This window comes from Streptomyces sp. LMG1-1-1.1 (assembly GCF_040815545.1).
Classification (GTDB): Bacteria; Actinomycetota; Actinomycetes; order Streptomycetales; family Streptomycetaceae; genus Streptomyces.
This window is the reverse complement of the sequence record NZ_JBFPNH010000065.1, coordinates 44,095-67,927: the sequence shown is the minus strand read 5'-3', so window position 1 is coordinate 67,927 and position 23,833 is coordinate 44,095. Positions and strand designations below refer to the sequence as shown.

Here is a 23,833-nt window from a genome sequence, read left to right as displayed (position 1 = left end):
CTGGGCCCGCGCCCCGGTGTCCGAACCCGCGCCTCGTGCGGGCTGCGCCCGCCGCCCGGCCCACCTCCGTGTGGGCAATCGTCCCGCTGGGGCGGGACGGGTGGGCACACGGGACGGCGCCCTTGGCGGCGCCTCCGCCCCCTTGTGCCCTGGCCCGCACCGACACGGCGCCGTGCACGGGGTGCGGGTTCGGGCGCGGAAGCCTAGGCCCGGCAGGGGGCGCCGTTCCGTTGTGCCCACCCGTTCCGCCCCAGCGGAACGATTGCCCACAACGAGGGTGGGCAGGGTGGGCGGCGTCCGTTGCGCGCACGACGAGGGCGGCCGGGGGGGTGGGCGGCGTCCGTTGCGCGCACGACGAAGGTGGCCGGGGGGGGCGGCGGCGTCCGTTGCGCGCACGACGAAGGTGGCCGGGGGGGGGCGGCGGCGTCCGTTGCGCGCACGACGAGGGTGGGGGGCCGGCGTCCGTTGTGCCCGCAACGGGGGTGGGCTGGGGGAGCCTCCCGCTGGGCTCCCCACAGGGGTGGGCCGGGCTGTCTGTTGGGCTCGCGGCGAGGGTGGTATCGGGGTGGGTGCCGTCCGTTATGCCGGCAACGGGGGTGGGCGGGGGCGCTGTTCTCAGGGCTGACGGTAGGGGTGGGGGGTCAGGGGGTGAGGAGGCCGGTGAGGAAGGGGGTGGTGGCGGTGTGCCAGGCGGAGGGGTGGGAGTAGTGGAGGAGGTGACCGGCGTCGGGGATTTCGGCGTAGGAGCCGTGGGGGAGGACGCGGACCATCTCCTGGGCTTCGGCGCGGCCGAGCTCGCCGTCGAGGCCGCGGACGACGAGGGTGGGGCAGCGGACTTCGGCGAGGGAGTCCCAGTGGGCGTCGTGGACCCAGGTCTCGCGGGAGGTGAGCATGTGGGCGGGGTCGAAGACGGGGCGCCAGCCGTCGGGGTGTTGGGCCATCACCTCGGCGAAGAAGGCGCCGCGGGCGGGGTTGGGGCGCTCGACCCACGGGTCGTCCTCGCCGAACCAGCGGCGGACGGCGTCGAGGGACGGGAAGGGGGTGGGCCAGCGGCGGAACCAGTCCTGCCACTCGCGCTGGGAGGCGGCTCCGAGCGCCGAGGCGCGCATGTCGCAGATGACGAGGGCGCGGACCAGGTCGGGGCGTTCGGCGGCGAGTTGCCAGGCGGTGAGGGCGCCCATGGAGTGGCCGATGAGGGTCGCGGGGCCGAGGCCGAGTTGTTCCACGGCGGCGGCCGCGTCGGCGACGTACGCCTCGCGGGTGAAGACGCCGCCGGGTGGCCGCTCGCTGTGGCCGTGGCCGCGCTGGTCGAGGGCGACCGTGCGGGTGCGGCCGGTGAGGCGGCTGATGGCGGGGGCCCAGTGGGCGGCGTGCCCCATGAGGCCGTGGAGGAGTAAGACCCCGGGGCCCGAGCGCGGGGCGGTGCCGTTCGTGAAGTCCCAGGCCGCCAGCCGTACGCCGTCGGCCCCGGTGACGTCGAGTCGTCGCGCCATGTCCCTGGCACCCCCTCTTTCCGTCGAACCCAGCCAGACTATCGAACTCGCATTCGAAAATGCGCTTCTGCCACCCAACACCCCTCGTTCGAGTGACAGGACTCAAGGATTGGTTCCCGCTGCCGAGGGGAGATCTTGAACGGGAGGCGGACCGCTCGGGGAAAAACGGTCCGAAGGGGATTGACCTTGAGAGCTCGGGGCTCCAGGTCAGCACAGGGGAGGACAGGCCCCGGCGCCCAAGGGCGCCGGGGCCCTCTGTCGTCCGCAGCCCCTCATGGCCCCACCCCCTCCACGCCCGGCTCGTACCAGCGTGGCACGGCGAGGGCGCGGGCGTGACCATTCCGGCGTAAACGGGGCGCACGAGGGGCCGTTGAGTCTTACGGCCGGGTCGGCGCGACCGGGTCGATACGGCTTCGTGACCCGCATCCGCGCAACCGGACCGCGCCCTCGCCGGTCCACGAAGCGTGCTGTCACCCCAGATACTCGCCAAGGGCGCCGACTCGGCCGTCCTCGAAGACGACCGGCTCGTCATCACGACGACCGAAACGCGCAAGGAGATCCCCCTCGCGGTGATCCAGGAGGTCCGGCGGGACACCGAGACGTCCCTCAAGGTCGTCCTGACCGACGGCGTCCCTCACCGGGTCATGGGCGGCAACCCGACCGCGACCACGTTGTTCCACACGGCCCTGGACGCCGCCCTCCCCGCGGAGCGGGATCCGGCCGGCAGCTCCCTGGTCACCGTCGAGGACGACCCGGGCGCGATTCCCTGGTGGTCGGTGCTCGGCTGGAGCGTGGCCTTCGTCGCCGCCTACACCGGCTACGTGTGGTGGACCGCCGTCGCCCACGGCGGCGGGATGGCTTGGATCGCCTTCTTCGCCGGGTTCGGGACGCTCATCGGCCTGCTCGGCGTCTTCGCCGTCGTGCGCCACCTCCACGACCGCTGGGTGCTGAAACGGCGCGGCGTCACCGTCCGGGCCACCGCGGACCACTACGCCAACGGGAAGCGGTCGGACTTCTACAAGTACACCGACACCCACGGCAACGAGTACCTCCAGCGCGGTTCCAGCAACGCGACGCCGCACATCCACGTCGTCTACGACCCGCGGAAACCCGGCCGTCACGTCCAGCGGAAGTGGCTCCCCATCCTGGTCGCGCAGTACGCCTTCGGCTCGCTCGCCGCCCTCGGCGTCCTCGCGCTCGGGCTGTGGGGAGTCCTCGCCCCGTACATCTGAGGACCTCTGAAAAGGATCGGGGCGCGCGGGCGGCGGAAACGGTCGAGGGGCGCACGGCACAGGCCGGGCGCCCCTCGCTCACGTATCGGAAGGCGTCAGCGCTTCGCCACGAAGACGTGCGCCGCGACCTCGGCGTCCAGCTCGGCGGCCTCGCCGCTGCTGCCCACCAGGACTCCGCCCGGCGACTCCGACACCGACACGACGGAACCGGGCTGCACGCCCGCCCTCCGCAGCGTGTACATCAGCTGGGCGTCCGTCTGGATCGGCTCGCCGATCCGGCGCACGACGACCGTCTTGCCGCCGCTCGCGTCCAGGTCGGCCAGGGACACCATCGAGTCGTCGAGGAAGGCCTCCGCCTCCGCCTTCTCGCCCAGCTCCTCAAGGCCGGGGATCGGGTTGCCGTACGGAGACTCCGTCGGGTGGCGCAGCAGCTCCAGGACCCGCCGCTCCACGGCCTCGCTCATCACGTGCTCCCAGCGGCAGGCCTCCGCGTGCACCTGCTCCCACTCCAGGCCGATCACGTCGACGAGCAGACACTCGGCGAGCCGGTGCTTGCGCATGACACGGGTGGCGAGGCGGCGGCCCTCGTCGGTGAGCTCCAGATGGCGGTCACTCGCCACGGCCACCAGGCCGTCGCGCTCCATCCGCGCCACCGTCTGGCTCACGGTCGGGCCGCTCTGATCGAGCCGCTCGGCGATCCGGGCACGCATCGGGACCACACCTTCCTCCTCAAGCTCGAGGATGGTGCGGAGATACATCTCCGTTGTGTCGATCAGTCCGGACATACGTGCCCCTCGATGAGTCGTGCGCTGGCCCTGCCCCAATTCTGACGCATCGAGCCGACAACCGGGCCTCACCCGGGCGAGGCGGTATTGACAGAGCAATGGTCCAGACCGCACCGTGATCCGCGACCACGACGAGAAGGAGCCGCCGCCATGGGCGAGAGCAAGCTGGCCGGACAGTTCTTCGAGGCCGCGATCGGCCTGCTCCAGCAGGTCCGCGACGAGGACTCCGCCGAGATCGCCGCCGCCGGGGCGGCGATCGCCGAAGCCGTCGAGAACGGCAACCGGCTCTTCGCCTTCGGCGCGGGCCACTCCTCCCTCGCCGCCCAGGACGTCGTCTACCGGGCCGGCGGCCTCGCCCTGATGAACCTGCTCGCCGTCCCCGGCGCCGTCGGCGTCGACGTCATGCCCGCGACCCTCGGCTCCGCCCTGGAGCGCGTCGACGGCCTCGCCGGCGCGGTCCTCGACTCCTCCCCCGCCCGGGCCGGGGACGTCCTGATCATCATCTCCCTCTCCGGGCGCAACGCCCTGCCCGTCGAGATGGCCATGAACGCCCGCGCCCTCGGCCTCACCGTCATCGGGGTCACCTCGGTGGCCTACGCGACCGAGACGAAGTCACGCCACGTCTCCGGGTCCTACCTCAAGGACCACTGCGACATCGTCCTCGACTCCAAGATCGCAGTCGGCGACGCCGAGCTCACCCACGAAGGCATCGAGGCCCCCTTCGCCCCCGCCTCCACCGTCGTCACCAGCGCCCTCATGCAGGCCACCATGGCCGCCGCCGCCGAGGACCTCGTCCGCCGCGGCATCGAGCCGCCCCTGCTGCGCTCCGGCAACGTCGACGGCGGCCACGAGTGGAACGGCCGCGTCATGAGCGAGTACGGCGACCGGATCTTCTTCCGGCACTAGGGAGCTTCTCGGCGAGCCCGGCATGGTCGGCATAGTCGGCAGGACACGCCATGGTCGGCACGATCGGCAGGACACGCCATGGGTCGCCAGGGTCGGCAGGACACGCCCTGGCCGACGCTCGCGGGGTCAGGCCGTCGGATGCGCGCCTCGGGAGGGGCGTGCGGCCCGGACGGGTCGGGGGGCCCAGCGGCTCGCCGCGATGAAGGCGATGCCGGCGAGTTCGACGCCGTTCCCGACGAGGGCGAACCAGGGGTGGTCCGACAGGGCCCCGGCCTCGGCCAGCGCGAAGTACGTGGCTCCCGCGACGAGGACGCCCGTGCCGGCCATCACGACGCCGACGCCGTACACCCGGGGGCGGCGGACGCTCCGGCGCGCCGGGGCGATCATCCAGCCCGTACGGAACGCGGCCACTCCCCTCACGATCGCCACCACGCCGAACGGCATGAACGATCCCATCAGCCACGCCATCATGACGGCCCCCCCACAGCTCCCGAACGTGAGCACATGGTCGTCCTGCCCGCCCGGGGCCGTCCATGCCGGGTCCCGGCAGAGTCCGGCCGCCCTTGGTTGCCCGTCCCGACGAACGCCCCGCCGCACACCCCGCCGCACACCCCGCCGCCCGCCCCGCCGCACGACGGCGCCGGCCGTCAGCGGCGGGTGAGGACCTGGGTGACGCGGGTGAAGCCGTCCGCGCCGTAGCCGCGGTCCACGGCGCGGAGGGCCAGGGCCTCGGCGGCGCGCATGACGCTGGCGTCGAGGCCGTGGGCCTCGGCGGCGTGCACGACGTGGGACATCGTGGACACGGCCGAGGTGAGCGGGTTGCCCTCGCCCGAGTACGAGCCGCCGTCCACGTCCTCGGCCCACTCCTCGAAGAGCGGGGGCAGGATCGCCCCGATGCCCGCCGCGAACGGCGCGAGTTCGCGGGCCTTGATCCCCTCGGCGCGCGCGAGCTCCAGGGCGTGCACGTACCCCGTCATCGACGTCCAGAAGATGTCCAGGAGTGCGACGTCGTACGCCGCCGCCCGGCCGATGTCCTCGCCGAGGTGGGTGTGGACGCCGCCCAGCGCGTCCAGCAGCGGCCGGTGCTCGGCGTAGAGCGGCTCGGGCCCGCTGTGGAGGAAGACCCCGGCCGGCGTCCCGATGCTCGGCGTCGGCGTCATGATGGCGCCGTCCAGGTAGCCGATGCCGTGCTCCCCGGCCCAGCGGCCGGTGTCCCGCGCCCGCTCCGGGACGTCGGCGCTCAGGTTCACCAGGGTCCGCCCCTTCAGGGCGTCCGTGACGGCGGGCTGCCGCAGGACGGAGTCCGTGGCGTCGTAGTTGACCAGGCAGATCACGGTCAGCGCGCTCGCGGCGACCGCCTCCTCGGCGCTCCCGGCGAGGACAGCGCCCCTCCCGACCAGGTCGCCCTCCCGGCCCGGGGTGCGGTTCCACACGGTGGTCCGCACCCCGGCGTCCAGGAAGGCGCCGGTCAGCGCCCGGCCCATCGGCCCGAGACCGAGAACGGTGACGGAGAGCGCCTCGGCGGACGCGGAGGAGGTCGCGGCGGAGGTCGCGGAAGCAGTCACGGAAGAACCCGTGGAAGAAGCGGACGTGTCGGAAGAAGACATGGGTGAACTCCCTTGCACATGAGTGAAGTAATGAGGGGACCGACGAAGGAGAGGGACGCGCATGACACGCCTCCGGGCCCAGGACACGAACGTCTGCGGAGTGACGGCCGCGATCGCCGTGATCGACGGCAAGTGGAAGACGTCGCTGCTGTGGCTGCTGGAGTCCGGGCCGCTGCGGCCCGGCGAACTGCGCCGCAGGCTCCCCGAGATCAGCGAGAAGGTACTGACGCAGGCGCTGCGCGAGATGGAGGAGGACGGTCTGGTGCACCGCGAGGTGCATGACGTACTGCCCCCGAAGACCGTCTACTCCCTGACGGTGTTCGGACGTGAACTGTCCGGACTACTGGGCCCGTTGTCGGACTGGGGCCATCGCCGGCTCGACCGGATGACGGAAGCGGGGGCCGCTCCCCCGGGCCCTGTCGCTCCCTCTCGTCCGGGCCACCACCAGGTTCCCCCCGGCACCCGGACCCCTACAAGTACCCACAAAAAAGTGGGTGTACGGGCAGGCTCCTAGCCCCGGTCGCCGAGGTCGAGGAGGGCCGCGACCCGGGCCGCGACCGTCTCGCCGAACACCACGTCCTCGCGTTCGAAGGGCGACCGGCAGGCGGCCCGCAGGAAGGTCAGCACGCCGACCGTGCGGCCACGGGAGCGCAGGACCAGGCACAGGGCGTGCGCGGCGTCCCCGGGCCACTGGTGGGCCTCGGCCCAGACCTCGGCGGTGCGGCCGGCGGTCGCCCGGACGGTGCCGAGCCGGTCCCAGGCCTGGAGTGCCGGGTGCCTCGGGCCGTAGCGCAGCGGGATGCCGCCGCCGACGACGGGCGAGGACGGGCCGGGGGCGGCGCCCGCCGGGGTCGCCAGGGCGCGGGTGAGGCGCCGGTCCCCCGCCGGGCGGTCGACGAGGGCGTGGTCCGCGAAGCCCGCGAGCGCGAAGTCCAGGAGGACCGTGGCCGCCTCGTCCGGGTCCTCGCACTCCGCCGCCGCCGCGCCCGCCCGGTGCAGCTGGCTCCACCGGAACCGCATCCGGTCGGCCTCGCGCGCCGCGAGGCGCTCCTCCGTCACGTCCTGGAACAGCCAGGCCACGCCCAGCGGCACCGGCTCCTCCGCCATCGGTGACGACAGCAGCAGGAAGCCGCTGCGCCAGCACCGGCGCCGCTCCTCCCCCGAGGCCGTCCGCAGCGTCACCCACACCTCGGCGGGCGCGGTCGGCGACCCCTCCGCCAGTACGTGCTGGAGGGCCGCTTCCAGCTCCTCCGCGCCCTGGACGACGACGTCGCCGAGCGGCCGCCCGAGCAGGGCCGTGCGCCCCGTTCCCAGCGCGCGGGCGGCATGGGGGTTGATCATCGCGGGGCGCAGGTCGGCGTCGACGAGCACGACCCCCCACGACGCGTCGTCGAACAAGGCCTCGCTCAGGGCGACCGACCGCTCCAGATCCAGCTGGACGTGCACCTCGCTGAACGCGCAGTACACCCCTGCCGGGGCCCCGTCCGCTCCGCGCACCCCCGCCGCCTGGCTCCGTACGAGCACCCGGCCGCCGTCCTTGCGCAGCAGTACGAACTCGTGGACCTGCCGCCCGGGCCCCTTCATCGCCCCCATCAGCCGACCCAGGGTGTCCTCGGCGTCCGCGCTCCGCGCCGCCCACCCTCCGAACCCCCGCCGCCCGACCGCCTCGGCGGCCGACCACCCGAGGATCCGCTCGGCCTCCCTGTTCCAGTGTGTGACGGTCCCGTCCGCGTCGAACGCGCACAGCGCCGCGTCCATCCCGTCGAGCAGCGCCGCCAGCAGATCTCCCCCCGCTCCCGGAACGGAAGCGGTCTCGCTAGCGGACCCCGTGAAGGCACTCATCCGGTACTCCCCCCATGCTGGGGCCATTCAACTGGAACGTGACGCAGAGCACACCCCCGTTCCGTGATTTGAATAAATGGGTTGAGGCACGCGGGGGCGCTTCCTAGGGTGTGAGTACACGCGAAAGGAGGTGATCCGAAAACATGATTTCTTTTCGGACTCGTGAGGTGACTGCGGGCTAAGGCCTGCCAGTCGCACTCTGTGCACCTCGGCAGGCCTCTGCCGAACACCAACGCAGTCACCCGACCCGTGAGTCGCCGGCAGTCCGGCCGGCAGGCTCCGTCCGAACCTAGGCGGACGGTGCCAAGACTCACGGGTCGTCTGCGTGCCCGAACCCGTGACGCGGGGGCCGGGGGCCCCGGGGCCTCAGGGGGCCAGGCGTTCCACGTGCCAGGTGTCGCCGTCGCGGAGGTAGCGGAGGCGGTCGTGGAGGCGGTTCTCGTGGCCTTGCCAGAATTCGACGGCGTCGGGGATGACGCGGATGCCGCCCCAGTTCGGGGGGACGGGGACCTGTTCGGGGTCGGGGTAGCGGGCGGCGAGGTCGTCGTAGCGGGCGAGGAGGTCGCTGCGGGAGGGGATGACGGTGGACTGGGGGCTGGCCCAGGCGCCGAGCTGGGAGCCGTGGGGGCGGGTGCGGAAGTAGGCGACCGTCTCGTCGCGGCCGGTGTGGACGGCGCGGCCGGTGACGATGACCTGGCGGGCCAGGGGGTGCCAGGGGAAGAGCAGCGAGGCGTGGGGGTTGGCCTCCAGCTCGCGGCCCTTGCGGGAGCCGTAGTTGGTGAAGAAGACGAAGCCGGCGTCGTCGTAGTGCTTGAGGAGGACCGTCCGGGAGGACGGGCGGCCGTCGGGGGTCGCGGTGGAGACGATCATGGCGTTCGGCTCGTGGATCGCCGGGTTGGCGGCGGTCTCCTTGAACCAGCGGGTGAACTGCTCGATCGGCTCGGGTGCGAGGTCGGCCGCGAGGAGCTCCGTGGTGCGGTACTGCTCGCGCATGTCGGCGGGGTCCAGGGCGTCGGTCACAGGGTCATCCTGCCGCAGCGGCCGAGTCTGCCCGGCACCACGCGGCCCTAATCCTCACTCGCCGGATCGGCGCAGTGTGCCGGATGTCACGCTTCCCCGCATCATCGGAACCGTACAGACTCTTCCGCTGGATGACTGTTGATTCTCCACCATCGACCAACACGGTTGATCGATCATCGATAGAGGAGCCGCCTGATGTCCGACTTCGTACCCGGGCTCGAGGGAGTCGTCGCGTTCGAGACGGAGATCGCCGAACCCGACAAGGAGGGCGGTGCCCTCCGCTACCGCGGGGTCGACATCGAGGACCTCGTCGGTCACGTCTCGTTCGGAAACGTCTGGGGCCTGCTCGTCGACGGGGCGTTCAACCCGGGCCTGCCGGCCGCCGAGCCGTTCCCGATCCCGGTGCACTCCGGTGACATCCGGGTCGACGTGCAATCCGCGCTGGCGATGCTGGCGCCGGTGTGGGGCCTCAAGCCGCTCCTCGACATCTCCGCCGAGCAGGCCCGTGACGACCTCGCCCGCGCGGCCGTCATGGCGCTGTCGTACGTCGCCCAGTCGGCGCGCGGCCAGGGCCAGCCGATGGTCCCGCAGAGCGAGATCGACAAGGCGCAGTCGGTCGTGGAGCGCTTCATGATCCGCTGGCGCGGGGAGCCGGACCCGAAGCACGTGAAGGCCGTCGACGCGTACTGGACGTCGGCCGCGGAGCACGGCATGAACGCGTCCACGTTCACCGCCCGTGTCATCGCCTCCACCGGCGCCGACGTGGCGGCGGCGCTGTCCGGCGCCGTGGGTGCCATGTCGGGCCCGCTGCACGGCGGTGCGCCCTCCCGTGTCCTCGGCATGATCGAGGAGATCGAGCGGACCGGCGACGCGACGGCGTACGTGAAGCAGGCCCTCGACAAGGGCGAGCGCCTGATGGGCTTCGGCCACCGCGTGTACCGCGCCGAGGACCCCCGCGCGCGCGTGCTGCGCCGTACGGCCAAGGAGCTGGACGCGCCGCGCTACGAGGTGGCGGCCGCGCTGGAGAAGGCCGCCCTCGACGAGCTGCACAACCGGCGCCCCGACCGGATCCTGGCGACGAACGTGGAGTTCTGGGCGGCGATCGTCCTCGACTTCGCCGAGGTGCCGGCGCACATGTTCACGTCGATGTTCAGCTGTGCCCGTACGGCCGGCTGGTCGGCGCACATCCTGGAGCAGAAGCGCACCGGGCGCCTCGTGCGTCCGTCGGCCCGCTACACGGGCCCCGGCCAGCGGGACCCGCGCGACATCGAGGGTTACGCGGACATCGCCGGCTGACCCTCCGGGTGCAGCAGGAGCTCCGCGTGGTGGCGGGCGGCCACCGACGGGTGGGCGCGGAGCTTCCCCTTCAGTTCGTTGCGGCCGTACTCGGCGAACAGCGGGTTCGCCGGGTCGACGGTGACGCCGGGGGCCCGGTCCGCGTGCGGGAAGACCAGCGGGGAGATCCGGGCGTCGAGCCGCGGGTTGTAGAAGAACGGGACGGAGTAGCGCTCCGTCGCCCCGGGCGGGGAGACGACCCGGTGGTTGGTGGCGATCAGGTAGCCGTTCGTCGCCACTTCGAGGAGTTCGCCGAGGTTGACGACGAAGGCGCCGGGGAGCGGCGGCACGTCGTGGAAGTTCCCGTCCTCGCGCTGGACCTGGAGGCCGCCGACCTGGTCCTGGAGCAGCAGGGTGAGGAAGCCGTAGTCCTTGTGCGCGCCGACGCCCTGGTCGTCGCCCTCGCCGCTGCTGCCGGGGTAGCGCACCAGCTTGAGGTGCGGGTGGGCACGGGGGCCGAAGATGTCGTCGTAGAAGTCCGAGGGCGCGCCGATGGAGGCGAGCAGTTCGTGGAGGAGGCGCTCGGCGACGCCGCTGAGGCGGTCGATCCAGTGCAGGGCGGCGGTGCGCAGCTCGGGGAGGGCGGCGGGCCACTGGTTGGGGCCTTCGAGCCACCAGTAGGGGGCTTCCCAGGGTGCGGGGGCGTGTGCGGGGCGTTCGGCTCCGATGTCGAGCTGGTCGCGCCAGTCGCGGGCGCCGGCGGTGCGTTCGTCGCCGATGCGGGTGTAGCCGCGGAAGTGCGGCGAGTTGATGTTGTCGAGGGCAAGCCGGTCGGCCTCGGGCAGGGCGAAGAACGCGCGCATGGCGGAGGTGAGGGCCCTGGTCTCGGCTTCGGTGATGCCGTGGCCGATGAGCTGGAAGAAGCCCACGTCGTGGGCGGCCGAGTGGAGCTGGGCGTGGAGCAGCCTGCGGGCCTGGGGGTTCCGGTCGGCGGCCGAGAGGTCGACGATGGGGAGCTGGGAGGGGTACGAGCTGTGCGTCATGTGTGCATCCGCGGGGTGTACGGGTGCCCGGGGCGGCCGCGAGGGTGGGGCGGGGGCCACGGGTGCCGGTCGGCGTTGGGGGCTCGGACGAGGGACCGCCGGGGCGTGGTGTGGTGCCCGGAAGGTCAGACGGAGCGGCGACAGCTCATGCTCGTGACGCGGACGAAGTCCACGTGACGGCGGCGTACGAGCGTAGGCATGGGACCAGGGTACTGCGGGTGCGCGCGGGGGACTGTGGTCCGGGTCACGGAGCGGGCATCGCTCTCGGGGTCTGTTCAAAACGGCGGGGGTAGGCGAAGATCGCCGCCATTGAGTGGCGAGTACACGCCAAGCTTCCCGTCGCAGCATCCCATCGCAGGAGGATGTCCATGACCCGCCGCACCTCTCGTGGCCTGGCGGCCGCGGCCGCCGTCACCGTGGCCGCCGCCACCGCGGCGCTGCTGCCGTCCGTGGGAGCCTCCGCCGCTTCCGCGCCGCAGGCCCGCGTCTTCATGGTGAACCCGGTCCAGTCCTCGGGTGACCAGTCCCTCACCGACCACAAGGACGCGGTGAGCGACGTCCCGTCCTCCGCGTACACCACCGTCACGCTGCGCAACCTCGACGCGAGCGGCGGCCTGTCCGGAAAGTGGGCCGTGGTCCGCTCGGAGACCGGCAAGCCCGCGAAGGTCGCGGAGGCCACCTCGTTCGACCGCTCCGACGACGAGTTCGAGCAGGTCATGGCGTACTTCTGGGTCAACGAGGCGCAGGAGTACCTGCAGGGCCTCGGCTTCGGCACCGAGCTGCGCGGGGCGAACGACCGCGTCCAGCCGGTCCGGCTGAACCAGTGGGGCGCCGACAACTCCTTCTTCACCGACAAGAAGGACGAGATCCGCTTCGGCAAGGGCGGCGTGGACGACGCCGAGGACGCCGAGGTGATCGTGCACGAGTACGGGCACGCCGTGCACGACGCCCAGGTCCCCGGCTTCGGCACCACCCCGGAGTCCGGCGCGATCGGCGAGGCCTTCGGCGACTACCTGGCGGTGGCCGTCGGCACGAACGCGGTCGCGAAGTACGGCTGGCCCATGAAGGCCGACCAGGCCTGCGTGGCCGACTGGGACTCGACCGGCTACAGCGCGGCCCCGCACTGCCTGCGTCGGATCGACGGCACGAAGACGTACGCGGACGTGGAGGGCGAGGTCCACGCCGACGGCGAGATCTGGTCGCGGGCCCTCTTCGACATCCGGGGCAAGCTCGGCGCGCGTACGGCCGACCGGATCATCGTGAACGCCCAGTTCGGCTTCGCCGCCGACACCAGCTTCAAGGACGCGGCCCTCACGACGATCGCGACCGCGCAGAAGATGTACGGCACGGCGGCCGCGGACGCGGTACGGAGCGCCTTCCGGGCGCGCGCCATCCCCGGCGTCTGACCCGCGGCGGCGGGACACCGCCTACGGGGTCACGCCAGCGCCTCCTCCACCAGCCGCGCCCACTGGGACACCACGCGTTCCCGGCGGGCGCGGTCGTCCGTGAGGAGGGTGGCGAGGCCGAGGCCGCGGGCCATGTCGAGGAGGCCCTGGACGGTCTCGCGGACGCCGGGGCGGGACTCGTCGGCGCCGAGCACCTCGACGGCGATGCGGTGCGACTCGCGGCCGACGCGGGCCTCCAGCTCGGTGACGCGGTCGCGGAGCTGGTCCTCGTCGGACGCGGCGACCCAGAGGTGGAGGGCGGCCCGGAAGAGGGGGCCGGTGTAGAGGTCGACGAGGGCGGCGACGGCCTCCTTGCGGTCGCGGGACGGCAGGTCGCGCAGCGCGTGGGACCGCTCCTCGGCGACGTACTCGACGGCGGCGGTGAAGAGGTCCTCGCGGGTCGGGAAGTGGTGCTGGGCCGCGCCGCGGGAGACACCGGCCCGTTCCGCGACGACGGCGACCGTGGAGCCCGCCCAGCCGCGTTCGGCCAGGCAGGCGACGGCCGCTTCCAGGAGCCGCTGCCGGGTGGCGCGGCTCCTGTCCTGCTTGGGGTTCCGGTCCGGTCTGGGTGCGGTCACAGCCGCCATGCGGGGTCCCGTCGTTCGAGGAAGGCCGTCATCCCTTCGCGTGCCTCGGCGGAGGCGAAGAGCGTGGCCGACCTCTGCACCAGGTCCTCCGCGTCGCGTTCGAAGGTTTCCAGGACTCTAGCGGTGACCAGCCGCTTCGCCTCCCGCAGCCCTTGCGGGGAGCCGGCGCGCAGGGCGTCGAGGACGGTGGCGGCGTCGGTGTCGGGGGCGGTGACCAGGCCCATGGCGATGGCCTCGGGGACACCGAAGCGCTCGCCGGTGAGGTAGTGGCGGGTGGCCGCGCGGGGTTCGAGGCGGGGCAGGAGGGTGAGGGAGATGACGGCGGGCGCGACGCCGATGCGCACCTCCGTGAGGGCGAAGTCGGCCCCCTCCCCCGCGAGGACGATGTCGGCGGCGCCGAGGAGCCCGAGGCCGCCGGCCCGGGTGTGGCTGCCGGCGGTGACGTGGGCGACGACCGGTTTCGGCAGCTCGACGATCTGCCGGAGCAGGTCGACGAAGGCGTACGGGCTGGGCGGTGCCTTCAGGTCGGCGCCCGCGCTGAAGGTGGTGCCGGTGTGGGTGAGGACGACGGCCCGGACGGCCGGGTCCTTGCCGCAGGCGGTGAGCGCGTCGGCGAGCTCGGCGACGAGCGGGGCGGAGAGCGCGTTGCGGGTGTCGGGGGAGTTCAGGGCGAGGGTCGTGACGCCCCGTTCCTCGGTGGTGGTCACCAGGGTCATGCGCGGTCCCTCAACTCTCTGCGGAGGATCTTCCCGGACGCTGCCCGGGGAACGGTGTCGATGAACTCCACGGCGCGGACCTTCTTGTACGGGGAGACGCGCGCGGCGACGTGGGCGAGGACCTCCTCGGCGGTGAGTCCGGCCGCGGCGGGCTGCCGTACGACGAAGGCCTTGGGTATCTCGGTGCCGTCGGCGTCGGTGACGCCGATGACGGCGGCGTCGGCGATGCCGTCGTGGGTGAGGAGGAGGGCTTCGAGTTCGGCGGGGGCGACCTGGAAGCCCTTGTACTTGATGAGCTCCTTGACCCGGTCGACGACGTACAGCCAGCCGTCCTCGTCGACGCGGCCGATGTCGCCGGTGTGCACCCACCCGTCGGCGTCGATCATGGCGGCGGTGGCGTCGGGGCGGCCCAGGTAGCCCTTCATGACCTGCGGCCCCCGGATGGCGACCTCGCCCTCCTCGCCGGGTGCCGCGTCCTTCGCGGGGTCGTCGAGGGACAGGATCCGCATCTCGGTGGAGGGCAGCAGCCGCCCGACGGTGCCGGGCGGCGGGTTCTCGGCGTCGAGCGGCACGACGTGGGTGCCGGGCGACAGCTCGGTCATCCCGTACGCCTGCCGGACGGGCGGCAGTCCGAGGCGGGTGGAGCAGGCCTCGGCGAGGGCCGCGTCGAGCGGGGCGGCGGCGCTGACGATGTACTCCAGGGACGACAGGTCGTAGTCGGCGACGGCCGGGTGCTTGGCGAGGGCGAGGACGATCGGCGGGGCCACGTAGAGCCCGTTGATGCGGTGCCGCTGGATCGCGCCGAGGAAGGTGTCGAGTTCGAAGCGGGGCAGGACGACGACGGTGGCGCCCTGCCGGAGCGGGGCATTCATGAGAGCCGTGAGGCCGTAGATGTGAAAGAAGGGCAGTACCGCCAGAATGCGGTCACCGGGGCCCATCGGGGCGAACGGCTCCAGCTGGGCCAGGTTCGTGGCGATCGACGTGTGGGTGAGCATGACGCCCTTGGGGACGCCGGTGGTGCCGGAGGAGTAAGGGAGCGCCGCCACGTCCTCGTCGGGGTCGATCGCGTGGTCCGGGACGGGGCCGGTGCTCCCCAGGAACTCCTGGAGGGACCGGACCCCCTCGCCCTCCGGCGCCTGGTCGCAGACGAATATCTCCTCGATCCCGCCGGCGAGTCCGGCGGCGGCGCGGGCGGCGGCGAGGAGCGGGGACACGGTGACGATCCACCGCGCGGACGAGTCCGTGAGCTGCTTGGCGAACTCCTCCGGCGTGGCCAGCGGGTGCACGGTGGTGACGGCGGCCCCGGCGCGGGTGGCGGCGTAGAACGCGATCGGGAACAGCACCGTGTTCGGGCTGTGCAGGGCGAGGACGTCGCCCTTGCGCACCCCCGCCTCGGCGAGTCCGGCCGCCACCCGCCGGTGGAAACCGTCGACCTGCCCGTACGTGAGCGTGAGCTCCCCGGCCCCGTCGATCAGGGCCGGGGTGTCCCCGTACGCGGCGGCGCGCCCCAGCACGGCGTCGTGGATGGGCAGGGAGAGGGTGGGAACGGCCTCGTACTCGCTGTGGAACACCATGCGTTGACCCCCTGGAGAGGTGAGCGGTGGACGCCAGGATCGCTGCTTCGCGCGGGACTTGGGGAGACCCTGTCAGCCCTCCGAAAAACAATCAAGCGTGCCTGCATGGTTTGGTGCGGGCCGGTCAGCCCTCGCAGGCGACCCCGTCGCCGTCGCGGTCGAGGTGCCTGCCGTAGCCGGGCTCCCCCACGTGGATGGGGGCGGCACCGGCGGCCCGGACGGCGGTGCAGTTCTCGTAGTAGACCTCCGGCTCCGGCTCGGCGGTCTCCGGCGGCCGGGTCGTCTGGACCGGCTTCGGCTTCACGGGCCTCGGCGTGGTGCGCGTCGGCTCCGGCGCCCGGGTGGTCGGCGCCTCGGTGGTCGGCTCCGGGGCCTCGGTGGTCGGGGCCTCCGTCGTCGGCTCCGGGGTGGGCGACTCGGTGGTCGGGCTCGGTTCCGGCGTGGTGGCCGTGGGGCTCGGCTCGGTCGGCGTCGGCGTCGCGGGGGCCGTGGCCGTCGTGGCGGGCTTCGGGTCGTCCGTGCCGTTCTTCTCCGGGTCGTCGACGGCGAGCGCGATGACGAACCACAGGGCCGACAGGACCGTCGCCACGATCTTGGCCCGGCCGCTCCAGCGGCTCAGCCAGGCCAGGGCTATGCCGCCCGGCGGGAAGAGCACCAACAGCGTGACGACCAGGGCGGGGTGCTGCCACCAGCGGCGGGTCGGCACCCACGGCGGCGGGGCTTGGTACGGGCCGGGCTGCTGGTACATGCGCGTCTCCCTGGCTCATGGCGCTCGATGTGAGCGAAACGAGGGGATCGTATACACGGTCTTCACAACCGGAGGCGGGATTGACCGAGTTGGGGCGGGAGATGCCTGCCGTGATCGGTCCGGACAGGGCCTAGCCTGCACGCATGGTCTTCAAACGTCTTCTGGGCAGGGGCGGGATACCGCTCGAAATCGACACGCTCGTGGAATCCGGGCCGGCGCGGCCGGGTGGGCTGCTGACCGGGGAGGTCGTGGTGCGGGCGCCGGAGCGGGCGGTGGAGGTGGGGTCGATGACGCTGCGGCTCACGGCGAACGCGCCGCTGTTCCACAAGGGGGACGGCGACGGGGAGCGGAAGGGCGACCGCTTCGACTACGTCGGTGCGAGCGGCTACTTCGGCCTGAAGAAGGGCGAGGAGCGGCGCGTGCCCTTCCGGCACCGGCTCAAGTGGGAGACCCCGCTGTCGGAGATCGACGGGCGGGAGCTGAAGGGGGCCCTGCTCACCCTGCACACCGAGGTCGAGGCCGAGGGCATCACGTCGCAGACGGACAACGACCTGGTGCGCGTCACCGGAACGCCCCTGCACGAGGCCGTGTTCGGAGCCTTCGCCGCCGCCGGGTACGACTGCGACACCTCGCGGATCTTCACGGGCACGATCCCCCGCTCCGAGTACCACCTCTACCTGGTGCAGGGGTTCCTCCTCACCTCCCGCACGGACGGCGGCGACCGTCCGCGCGAGCTGGAGCTGACCTTCCGGCCCAACGCGGTCGGCAGCGAGGTCTTCCTCCGCAGGGCCTCCCTCGGCCGGCAGTACTGGAAGGACAAGAACCCGGCCCTCCGCCACCTCGTCGCCCACCACGACGTCGGCCGGGTCGACTTCGGGGCGGAGGTCCTCCGCTGGATCTCCGAGGTCGACGGCCTGGGCGACGGCGACGGCTGGTGCCCCACGGGCACGGACGAGGCCGACAGCTGACGCGGGACTCAGGGCTCAGTACGCAGGGCTCAGAGCTCAGAGCTCAGGACTCAGAGCTCAAAACTCAGAGCTCAGCGCTCAGCGCTCAGGGCTCAGGGCTCAGGGCTCAGTACGACTTGGGCAGGCCCAGGGTCTGGTGGGACACGTAGTTCAGGATCATCTCCCGGCTGACCGGGGCGATCCGGGCCACCCGGGCGGCCGTGACCAGGCGGGCGAGGCCGAACTCGCGGGTGAGGCCGTTGCCGCCGAGGGTGTGGACGGCGGTGTCGACGGCCTTCACGCAGGCTTCGGCGGCGGCGTACTTGGCCATGTTGGCGGCCTCGCCGGCGCCGGCGTCGTCGCCGGTGTCGTACAGCTTCGCCGCCTTCTGCATCATCAGGCGGGCGAGTTCGAGCTCGATGTGCGCCTGTGCGAGGGGGTGGGCGATGGCCTGGTGGGAGCCGATGGGCGCCTTCCAGACCTGGCGCTCCTTCGCGTAGGCCACGGCCTTCTCCAGGGCGTGGCGGCCCATGCCGATCGCGAACGCGGCCGTCATGATCCGCTCGGGGTTGAGGCCGGCGAAGAGCTGGAGGAGGCCGGCGTCCTCGTCGCCGACGAGCGCGTCCACCGGAAGGTGGACGTCGTCGAGGGTCAGCTCGAACTGCTTCTCGTCGGCGGCGAGTTCCATCTCGATGTGACGGCGGCCGAAGCCGGGCGCGTCCCGCGGGACGATGAACAGGCAGGGCTTGAGGTTGCCGGTGCGGGCGTCGGAGGTGCGGCCGACGATGAGGGTCGCGTCGGCGATGTCGACGCCCGAGACGAAGACCTTGCGGCCGTTCAGGACCCAGCCGTCCTCGGTGCGGGTGGCGGTGGTCGTGATGCGGTGCGAGTTGGAGCCGGCGTCGGGCTCGGTGATGCCGAACGCCATCGTCCGCGAGCCGTCGGCGAGACCGGGCAGCCAGGCCCGCTTCTGCTCCGCCGTGCCGAAGCGGGCGATCACGGTGCCGCAGATGGCGGGCGACACGACCATCATCAGGAGCGGGGCCCCGGCGGCGCCCGCCTCCTCCAGGACGAGGGACAGCTCGGCGATGCCGCCGCCCCCGCCGCCGTACTCCTCGGGCAGGTTCACGCCCAGGTAGCCGAGCTTCCCGGCCTCCGCCCACAGGGCGGCACGGTCGGATCCGGGGCCGTGGCGGCGACCGAGGGCGGAGACGGCGGCGCGGAGTTCCGTGTGTTCCTGCGGCTCGATGTCGGTGCTCATACGGGGTCTTCCTCCGTTGCTTCGGTCTGTACGACGGCGAGCAGGGCGCCGACCTCGACCTGGCGGCCGGGGGCGGCGTGGAGCGCGGTGAGCGTGCCGGAGGCGGGAGCGGTGACGCGGTGCTCCATCTTCATGGCCTCCAGCCAGAGCAGGGGCCGGCCGGCGGTGACCCGGTCGCCGACGGCCAGGCCGTCCGCGACCCGGACGACGGTGCCGGGCATGGGGGCGAGCAGGGAGCCGGGGGCGGTCTGCTCGCTGGGGTCGGTGAAGCGGGGGCGGGAGGTGAGGCGGTGCGGGCCGGAGTACACGGTGCCGTCGCCGTACGCGTCGACCGTGAAGTCCCGAACGACTCCGGCGACTTCGAGCCGTACGCGATCGGGCGACGCCGACACGACCCGTACGCCCTCCGGGGCGGTGACCTGGTGGCCGCCGTCCCTGGTCGGCCGGTAGTGGACCTCGTGGTCCCCGTAGGTCCGGGTCTCGTCCTGCGAGCGGAGGTTGCGCCAGCCTCCGCCGAAGCGGCCCCTGTGGGCGGCCGCTGCGGCGAGGGCGGCGGCGACCGCCGCGTACTGCTCGCCGTCCGGGGCGGCGGTCAGGGCGGGCAGGTTCCGCTCGTAGAAGCCGGTGTCGAGGGCTTCCGGGGACGTGTAGTCGGGGTGGCGGAGCGAGGCGACGAGGAGGGCCCGGTTGGTGACGGGGCCGTGGACGCGGGCCCGCTCCAGCGTGTGGGCGAGCTTGCGGGCGGCCTCGGCGCGGGTCGGGGCGTGGACGATCACCTTGGCGAGCATCGGGTCGTAGTGGACGCCGACGGCGTCCCCGGAGGCGTACCCGGTGTCGACGCGGACGCGCCCCTCGCCCGGGACGTCGAAGCGGTGCAGGACGCCCGTCTGCGGTGCCCACTCCCGCGCCGGGTCCTCGGCGTAGAGGCGGGCCTCGATGGCGTGCCCCTGGGGGGCGGGGGGTTCGGGCGGCAGGGCCCGGCCCTCCGCGACGGCGAGCTGGAGGGCGACGAGGTCGACCCCGTACACCTCCTCCGTGACGGGGTGCTCGACCTGGAGGCGGGTGTTCATCTCCAGGAAGTGCGCCCGGCCGTCCGCGACGAGGAACTCGACCGTGCCGGCGCCGACGTAGCCGACGGCCTTCGCCGCGCGGACGGCCGTGTCCAGGAGGGACGCCTCCAGGGCCGCGGGCAGGCCGGGCGCCGGGGCCTCCTCGATCACCTTCTGATGGCGGCGCTGGAGCGAGCAGTCGCGGGTGCCGAGCGCCCAGGCGGTGCCGTGGGTGTCGCACAGCAGCTGCACCTCGACGTGCCGGCCGTTCTCCACGTACGGCTCGACGAAGACCTCGCCGTCGCCGAAGGCGCTCGCGGCCTCGGCGGACGCCGCCTTCAACTCCTCGGGAAGTGCGGCGAGTTCGCGGACGATCCGCATGCCGCGGCCGCCGCCGCCCGCCGCCGCCTTCACGAGAACCGGCAGGTCGGCCTCGGTGACGTCCGCGAGGGGTGCGATGCCGAGGAGTTCCTTCGCCCTGGTCTTGGACGCCATCGCCTCGATCGCCGCCGGCGGCGGTCCGATCCAGAGCAGGCCGGCGTCCGTCACGGCCCGCGCGAAGTCGGCGTTCTCGGAGAGGAAGCCGTAGCCCGGGTGGACGGCGTCCGCGCCCGCCGCGAGCGCCGCCTTCACGACGAGGTCGCCGCGCAGGTACGTCTCCGCGGGCGCGGCTCCCGGCAGCCGTACGGCCGTGTCGGCCGCCCGGACGTGCAGGGCGTCGGCGTCCGCGTCGGAGTACACGGCGACGGTGGAGATGCCCAGCTCACGGCAGGTGCGGAAGACGCGGCAGGCGATCTCGCCCCGGTTCGCGACGAGGAGGGAGGTGATCAAGGTGTGCCTCGCATGTGGAGGGAGGTGATCAAGGTGGGCCTCACATTCGGAAGACGCCGAAGCCGCCGCGCGCGCCCTCGACCGGTGCCGTGTGGATCGCGGAGAGGCACAGACCGAGGACCGTGCGGGTGTCGCGGGGGTCGATGACGCCGTCGTCGTAGAGCCGGCCGGAGAGGAACATCGGCAGGGACTCGGACTCGATCTGCGCCTCGACGAGGGCGCGCAGTCCCGCGTCCGCCTCGTCGTCGTACGGCTGCCCCTTCGCGGCGGCGGACGCCCGCGCCACGATCGACAGGACGCCGGCGAGCTGCTGCGGGCCCATCACGGCGGACTTCGCGCTCGGCCAGGCGAACAGGAAGCGCGGGTCGTACGCCCGGCCGCACATGCCGTAGTGCCCGGCGCCGTAGGACGCGCCCATGAGGACGGAGAGGTGCGGGACCTTCGAGTTCGACACCGCGTTGATCATCATCGCGCCGTGCTTGATGATGCCGCCCTGCTCGTACTCCTTGCCGACCATGTAGCCGGTCGTGTTGTGGAGGAAGAGCAGCGGGATGTCCCGCTGGTTGGCGAGCTGGATGAACTGGGCCGCCTTCTGCGACTCGGCGGAGAAGAGGACGCCCTGCGCGTTCGCGACGACCCCGACCGGGTAGCCGTGCAGGGCCGCCCAGCCCGTCACGAGACTCGGCCCGTACAGCGGCTTGAACTCGTCGAAGTCGGAGCCGTCGACGATCCGGGCGATCACCTCGCGCGGGTCGAACGGCGTCTTGAGGTCCCCGGGCACGATGCCGAGGAGCTCCTCCGCGTCGTGCTTCGGGGGCTCCGCCGGACCCGGATCCCCGTGGTGCTTGCGGTGGTGGAGGCGGGCGACGATCCGGCGCGCCTGCCGGATCGCGTCGGCCTCGTCGACGGCGTAGTGGTCGGCGAGGCCGGACGTCCTCGCGTGCATCACGGCGCCGCCGAGCGACTCGTCGTCGCTCTCCTCCCCCGTCGCCATCTTCACCAGCGGCGGGCCGCCGAGGAACACCTTCGACCGCTCCTTGATCATCACCGCGTGGTCGGACATGCCGGGGACGTACGCGCCGCCCGCCGTCGAGTTGCCGAACACGACCGCGATCGTCGGGATGCCGGCGGCCGACAGCCGGGTGAGGTCGCGGAACAGTGCCCCGCCCGGAATGAAGATCTCCTTCTGCGAGGGGAGGTCGGCGCCGCCGGACTCGACGAGCGACACGACGGGCAGCCGGTTGGCGAACGCGATCTCGTTGGCCCGCAGCGACTTCTTCAGCGTCCACGGATTGGAGGCACCGCCCCGCACGGTCGGGTCGTTGGCGGTGATCAGGCACTCGACGCCCTCCACGACCCCGATGCCCGTGATCAGCGAGGCGCCCACCGTGTAGTCGCTGCCCCAGGCCGCGAGCGGCGACAGCTCCAGGAACGGCGAGTCCGGGTCCACGAGCAGCTCGATCCGCTCCCGGGCCAGCATCTTGCCGCGCCCGTGGTGCCGGGCCGTGTACTTCTCACCGCCGCCCGCGAGGGCCTTGGCGTGCTCGGCGTCGAGCGCGGCGAGCTTGTCGAGCATGGCGGCGCGGGCGTCCGCGAAGTCGGGCCCGCCGGTGTCGAGGGCGGAGGCGAGGACGGTCACTGGAGTTCCTCCGGAACGTCGGGCGGGAGGGCGGCCGGGGTGTCGGGGGGTGCGCCCGGTGCGGCGGGCGGGACGGCGGCCGGGGTGTCGGGGGATTCGCCCGGTGCGGCGGGCGGGACGGCGGCCGGGGTGTCGGGGGATTCGCCCGGTGCGGCGGGCAGGAGGGCGGCCGGGATGGCGAGGCGGCGGGAGCGGAGCCACTCGCCGAGGGCCTTGGCCTGGGGGTCGAAGCGGGCCTGGGAGGCGACGCCCTCGCCGAGGATGCCGGCGACGGTGAAGTTGAGCGCCCGCAGGTTCGGCAGGACGTGCCGGACGACTTCCAGACCGGCGGTCTCCGGCAGGAGTTCGCGGAACCTCCCGACGGTGAGGGTGTGGGCGAGCCAGCGCCACTCCTCGTCCGTGCGGACCCACACGCCGACGTTGGCGTCGGCGCCCTTGTCGCCGCTGCGGGCCCCGGCGATCCGGCCGAGCGGCGCCGTCAGGGTCGGCCCCTCGGGGTACGGAGGCGGAAGCTCCGGGTCGGGTACGGGTGCCAGGTCGCGGGTCTCCGGGGGTACGGGGACGTCCCGGCGGGTCCCGTCCGGGAGGACCGCCGTGTGCGGGACCTCGGCGGCCGGCACGTACACGGCCTCGAAGACGCCGTAGGGCGCGCCCTTGCCGGGCGGGGCGGTGACGTGGAAGCCGGGGTAGCTCGCGAGGGCCAGCTCGATGGCGGCACCGGTGAGGGCGCGGCCGACGGGCTCCGGGGCGGGATCGCGGACGACGAGGCGGAGCAGGGCGCTCGCGGTCTCCTCGGTGGCGGCGTCGGGGTGGTCGGTGCGGGCCAGCTCCCAGTGGACCTCCGCCGGCCGGGTCGCGGTCAGCGCGTCCTCGACCTGGTCGCGCACGAGCCGCGCCTTGGCGTCGACGTCGAGGCCGGTGAGGACGAACACGACCTCGTTGCGGAAGCCGCCGAGCCTGCTGCGGCCCGCCTTGAGCGTCGGGGGCGGCGCCTCTCCCCGCACGCCGTCGATCCTGACCCGGTCGGGGCCCTCCTGGGTGAGGCGCACGGTGTCGAGGCGGGCCGTCACGTCGGGGCCGGCGTAGCGGGCGCCCGCGGTCTCGTAGAGGAGCTGGGCCGTGACCGTGCCGACGTCGACGAGGCCGCCGGTGCCGGGGTGCTTGGTGATGACGCACGTGCCGTCGGCGTGGAGCTCGGCGAGGGGGAAGCCGGGGCGGCGGAACACCTTCGGGTCGTGGTCGGCGAAGAACGCGTAGTTGCCGCCGGTGGTCTGGGTGCCGCACTCCAGGACGTGCCCGGCGACGACCGCCCCCGCCAGCTCGTCGTACTGCTCCGGGCCCCAGCCGAACCGCCACTGCGCCGGGCCCGTGACGAGGGCGGCGTCGGTGACCCGGCCGGTGACGACGACGTCCGCCCCGGCCGCGAGGCAGGCGGCGATCCCGGCGCCGCCGAGGTAGGCGTTCGACGTCAGGACGCCGTCCGAAGGGGTCAGCCGGTCGCCCTCGACGTGGGCCACGCGGACCGGCAGGCCGAGCTTCCCGGCGAGCGCGCGCAGCGCGTCGGCGAGTCCGGCCGGGTTCAGGCCGCCCGCGTTGGCGACGATCCTGACGCCCCGCTCGTGGGCGAGACCGAGGCCCTCCTCCATCTGCCGGAGGAAGGTCCTCGCGTACCCGGCCGACGGGTCCTTCAGCTGGTCGCGGCCGAGGATGAGCATGGTCAGCTCGGCGAGGTAGTCGCCGGTGAGGACGTCGAGTCCACCGCCGGTGAGCATCTCGCGTACCGCGTCGAAGCGGTCGCCGTAGAAGCCGGAGGCATTGCCGATGCGCAGCACC

General features: G+C 73.1%; 20 protein-coding genes and 1 pseudogene. 6 read left to right on the top strand and 15 right to left on the bottom strand.

Features of this window, described 5'->3' with window-relative positions; translation table 11 throughout:
- Nucleotides 1-641: 641 nt before the first annotated feature.
- The gene (locus tag MRBLMG1_RS31390) at nt 642-1,493 is read right to left on the bottom strand and encodes an alpha/beta fold hydrolase (protein ID WP_367827551.1); all 852 of its coding nucleotides are present in this window, start codon (nt 1,491-1,493) and stop codon (nt 642-644) included.
- A gap of 464 nt (nt 1,494-1,957) precedes the next feature.
- Here MRBLMG1_RS31390 and MRBLMG1_RS31385 point away from each other — a divergent pair, with 464 nt between their 5' ends.
- A complete protein-coding gene (locus tag MRBLMG1_RS31385) occupies nt 1,958-2,725 on the top strand; it encodes a hypothetical protein (protein ID WP_367827550.1) in 768 nt (255 codons plus the stop codon).
- A gap of 95 nt (nt 2,726-2,820) precedes the next feature.
- On the opposite strand, the gene MRBLMG1_RS31380 is transcribed toward MRBLMG1_RS31385, so the two are convergent.
- On the bottom strand, nt 2,821-3,510 hold the full coding sequence (locus MRBLMG1_RS31380) for a metal-dependent transcriptional regulator (RefSeq protein ID WP_053644941.1): 690 nt from the start codon (nt 3,508-3,510) through the stop codon (nt 2,821-2,823).
- Between the two features lie 150 nt (nt 3,511-3,660).
- Here MRBLMG1_RS31380 and MRBLMG1_RS31375 point away from each other — a divergent pair, with 150 nt between their 5' ends.
- Entirely contained in the window at nt 3,661-4,416 is a 756-nt protein-coding gene (locus tag MRBLMG1_RS31375; protein ID WP_367827549.1) for an SIS domain-containing protein, read from the top strand.
- A 126-nt stretch (nt 4,417-4,542) separates the two neighbouring features.
- On the opposite strand, the gene MRBLMG1_RS31370 is transcribed toward MRBLMG1_RS31375, so the two are convergent.
- Complete coding sequence (locus MRBLMG1_RS31370; RefSeq protein ID WP_367827548.1) at nt 4,543-4,887, bottom strand: hypothetical protein; 345 nt, start codon at nt 4,885-4,887, stop codon at nt 4,543-4,545.
- Between the two features lie 176 nt (nt 4,888-5,063).
- A complete protein-coding gene (locus MRBLMG1_RS31365; protein ID WP_367827547.1) occupies nt 5,064-5,981 on the bottom strand; it encodes an NAD(P)-dependent oxidoreductase in 918 nt (305 codons plus the stop codon).
- A 103-nt stretch (nt 5,982-6,084) separates the two neighbouring features.
- On the opposite strand from MRBLMG1_RS31365, the pseudogene MRBLMG1_RS31360 reads away from it, so the two are divergent.
- A pseudogene (locus MRBLMG1_RS31360) lies at nt 6,085-6,432 on the top strand (winged helix-turn-helix transcriptional regulator); the annotation flags it as partial.
- A gap of 101 nt (nt 6,433-6,533) precedes the next feature.
- Here the strand turns inward: MRBLMG1_RS31360 and MRBLMG1_RS31355 are convergent.
- Entirely contained in the window at nt 6,534-7,865 is a 1,332-nt protein-coding gene (locus MRBLMG1_RS31355) for a PAS domain-containing protein (RefSeq protein ID WP_367827546.1), read from the bottom strand.
- A gap of 366 nt (nt 7,866-8,231) precedes the next feature.
- Complete coding sequence (gene pdxH / locus MRBLMG1_RS31350) at nt 8,232-8,858, bottom strand: pyridoxamine 5'-phosphate oxidase (protein WP_414721691.1); 627 nt, start codon at nt 8,856-8,858, stop codon at nt 8,232-8,234.
- Nucleotides 8,859-9,080: 222 nt separating this feature from the next.
- On the opposite strand from pdxH, the gene MRBLMG1_RS31345 reads away from it, so the two are divergent.
- Complete coding sequence (locus MRBLMG1_RS31345; RefSeq protein WP_367827544.1) at nt 9,081-10,181, top strand: citrate synthase 2; 1,101 nt, start codon at nt 9,081-9,083, stop codon at nt 10,179-10,181.
- Here the strand turns inward: MRBLMG1_RS31345 and MRBLMG1_RS31340 are convergent.
- Nucleotides 10,160-11,203: an isopenicillin N synthase family dioxygenase gene (locus MRBLMG1_RS31340; RefSeq protein WP_367827543.1), complete on the bottom strand. Its 1,044-nt coding sequence runs from the start codon at nt 11,201-11,203 to the stop codon at nt 10,160-10,162. The genes MRBLMG1_RS31345 and MRBLMG1_RS31340 overlap by 22 nt on opposite strands.
- A 368-nt stretch (nt 11,204-11,571) precedes the next feature.
- Between MRBLMG1_RS31340 and MRBLMG1_RS31335 the strand changes: the two genes are divergently transcribed.
- Complete coding sequence (locus tag MRBLMG1_RS31335) at nt 11,572-12,609, top strand: M4 family metallopeptidase (protein ID WP_367827542.1); 1,038 nt, start codon at nt 11,572-11,574, stop codon at nt 12,607-12,609.
- Nucleotides 12,610-12,638: 29 nt separating this feature from the next.
- Here MRBLMG1_RS31335 and MRBLMG1_RS31330 read toward each other — a convergent pair whose 3' ends face one another.
- From MRBLMG1_RS31330 to MRBLMG1_RS31315, 4 genes are all read right to left on the bottom strand, one after another.
- Entirely contained in the window at nt 12,639-13,235 is a 597-nt protein-coding gene (locus MRBLMG1_RS31330) for a TetR/AcrR family transcriptional regulator (RefSeq protein WP_367827541.1), read from the bottom strand.
- Nucleotides 13,223-13,951: an enoyl-CoA hydratase family protein gene (locus tag MRBLMG1_RS31325; RefSeq protein ID WP_367827540.1), complete on the bottom strand. Its 729-nt coding sequence runs from the start codon at nt 13,949-13,951 to the stop codon at nt 13,223-13,225. The genes MRBLMG1_RS31330 and MRBLMG1_RS31325 overlap by 13 nt, the downstream gene beginning before the upstream one ends.
- On the bottom strand, nt 13,948-15,525 hold the full coding sequence (locus MRBLMG1_RS31320) for an AMP-binding protein (protein ID WP_367827539.1): 1,578 nt from the start codon (nt 15,523-15,525) through the stop codon (nt 13,948-13,950). Before MRBLMG1_RS31320 ends, MRBLMG1_RS31325 begins: the two co-directional genes overlap by 4 nt.
- 124 nt (nt 15,526-15,649) lie before the next feature.
- Entirely contained in the window at nt 15,650-16,273 is a 624-nt protein-coding gene (locus tag MRBLMG1_RS31315) for an excalibur calcium-binding domain-containing protein (protein WP_367827538.1), read from the bottom strand.
- A 143-nt stretch (nt 16,274-16,416) separates the two neighbouring features.
- Between MRBLMG1_RS31315 and MRBLMG1_RS31310 the strand changes: the two genes are divergently transcribed.
- The gene (locus MRBLMG1_RS31310) at nt 16,417-17,241 is read left to right on the top strand and encodes a sporulation protein (RefSeq protein WP_367827537.1); all 825 of its coding nucleotides are present in this window, start codon (nt 16,417-16,419) and stop codon (nt 17,239-17,241) included.
- 106 nt (nt 17,242-17,347) lie between these two features.
- Here MRBLMG1_RS31310 and MRBLMG1_RS31305 read toward each other — a convergent pair whose 3' ends face one another.
- From MRBLMG1_RS31305 to MRBLMG1_RS31290, 4 genes are read right to left on the bottom strand one after another with little or no spacing between them, the layout of a single operon-like run.
- On the bottom strand, nt 17,348-18,481 hold the full coding sequence (locus tag MRBLMG1_RS31305) for an acyl-CoA dehydrogenase family protein (RefSeq protein ID WP_367827536.1): 1,134 nt from the start codon (nt 18,479-18,481) through the stop codon (nt 17,348-17,350).
- The gene (locus MRBLMG1_RS31300) at nt 18,478-20,361 is read right to left on the bottom strand and encodes a biotin carboxylase N-terminal domain-containing protein (protein WP_367827535.1); all 1,884 of its coding nucleotides are present in this window, start codon (nt 20,359-20,361) and stop codon (nt 18,478-18,480) included. Before MRBLMG1_RS31300 ends, MRBLMG1_RS31305 begins: the two co-directional genes overlap by 4 nt.
- Nucleotides 20,362-20,401: 40 nt before the next feature.
- Nucleotides 20,402-22,000 carry an acyl-CoA carboxylase subunit beta gene (locus MRBLMG1_RS31295; RefSeq protein ID WP_367827534.1) on the bottom strand — a complete coding sequence of 533 codons (1,599 nt, stop codon included), beginning with the start codon at nt 21,998-22,000 and terminating at the stop codon, nt 20,402-20,404.
- On the bottom strand, nt 21,997-23,832 hold the full coding sequence (locus tag MRBLMG1_RS31290) for an acyclic terpene utilization AtuA family protein (protein ID WP_367827533.1): 1,836 nt from the start codon (nt 23,830-23,832) through the stop codon (nt 21,997-21,999). Before MRBLMG1_RS31290 ends, MRBLMG1_RS31295 begins: the two co-directional genes overlap by 4 nt.
- Nucleotide 23,833: the final 1 nt, after the last annotated feature.

Bases quoted from the DNA above. Each gene is read 5' to 3' on its own strand.
- MRBLMG1_RS31340 (WP_367827543.1), bottom strand. From the start codon at position 11,203: ATGACGCACAGCTCGTACCCCTCCCAGCTCCCCATCGTCGACCTCTCG.
- MRBLMG1_RS31310 (WP_367827537.1), top strand. From the start codon at position 16,417: ATGGTCTTCAAACGTCTTCTGGGCAGGGGCGGGATACCGCTCGAAATC.
- MRBLMG1_RS31315 (WP_367827538.1), bottom strand. From the start codon at position 16,273: ATGTACCAGCAGCCCGGCCCGTACCAAGCCCCGCCGCCGTGGGTGCCG.
- pdxH (WP_414721691.1), bottom strand. From the start codon at position 8,858: ATGCGCGAGCAGTACCGCACCACGGAGCTCCTCGCGGCCGACCTCGCA.
- MRBLMG1_RS31345 (WP_367827544.1), top strand. From the start codon at position 9,081: ATGTCCGACTTCGTACCCGGGCTCGAGGGAGTCGTCGCGTTCGAGACG.
- MRBLMG1_RS31330 (WP_367827541.1), bottom strand. From the start codon at position 13,235: ATGGCGGCTGTGACCGCACCCAGACCGGACCGGAACCCCAAGCAGGAC.
- MRBLMG1_RS31370 (WP_367827548.1), bottom strand. From the start codon at position 4,887: ATGATGGCGTGGCTGATGGGATCGTTCATGCCGTTCGGCGTGGTGGCG.
- MRBLMG1_RS31325 (WP_367827540.1), bottom strand. From the start codon at position 13,951: ATGACCCTGGTGACCACCACCGAGGAACGGGGCGTCACGACCCTCGCC.
- MRBLMG1_RS31390 (WP_367827551.1), bottom strand. From the start codon at position 1,493: ATGGCGCGACGACTCGACGTCACCGGGGCCGACGGCGTACGGCTGGCG.
- MRBLMG1_RS31320 (WP_367827539.1), bottom strand. From the start codon at position 15,525: ATGGTGTTCCACAGCGAGTACGAGGCCGTTCCCACCCTCTCCCTGCCC.
- MRBLMG1_RS31380 (WP_053644941.1), bottom strand. From the start codon at position 3,510: ATGTCCGGACTGATCGACACAACGGAGATGTATCTCCGCACCATCCTC.
- MRBLMG1_RS31355 (WP_367827546.1), bottom strand. From the start codon at position 7,865: ATGAGTGCCTTCACGGGGTCCGCTAGCGAGACCGCTTCCGTTCCGGGA.
- MRBLMG1_RS31335 (WP_367827542.1), top strand. From the start codon at position 11,572: ATGACCCGCCGCACCTCTCGTGGCCTGGCGGCCGCGGCCGCCGTCACC.
- MRBLMG1_RS31375 (WP_367827549.1), top strand. From the start codon at position 3,661: ATGGGCGAGAGCAAGCTGGCCGGACAGTTCTTCGAGGCCGCGATCGGC.
- MRBLMG1_RS31305 (WP_367827536.1), bottom strand. From the start codon at position 18,481: ATGAGCACCGACATCGAGCCGCAGGAACACACGGAACTCCGCGCCGCC.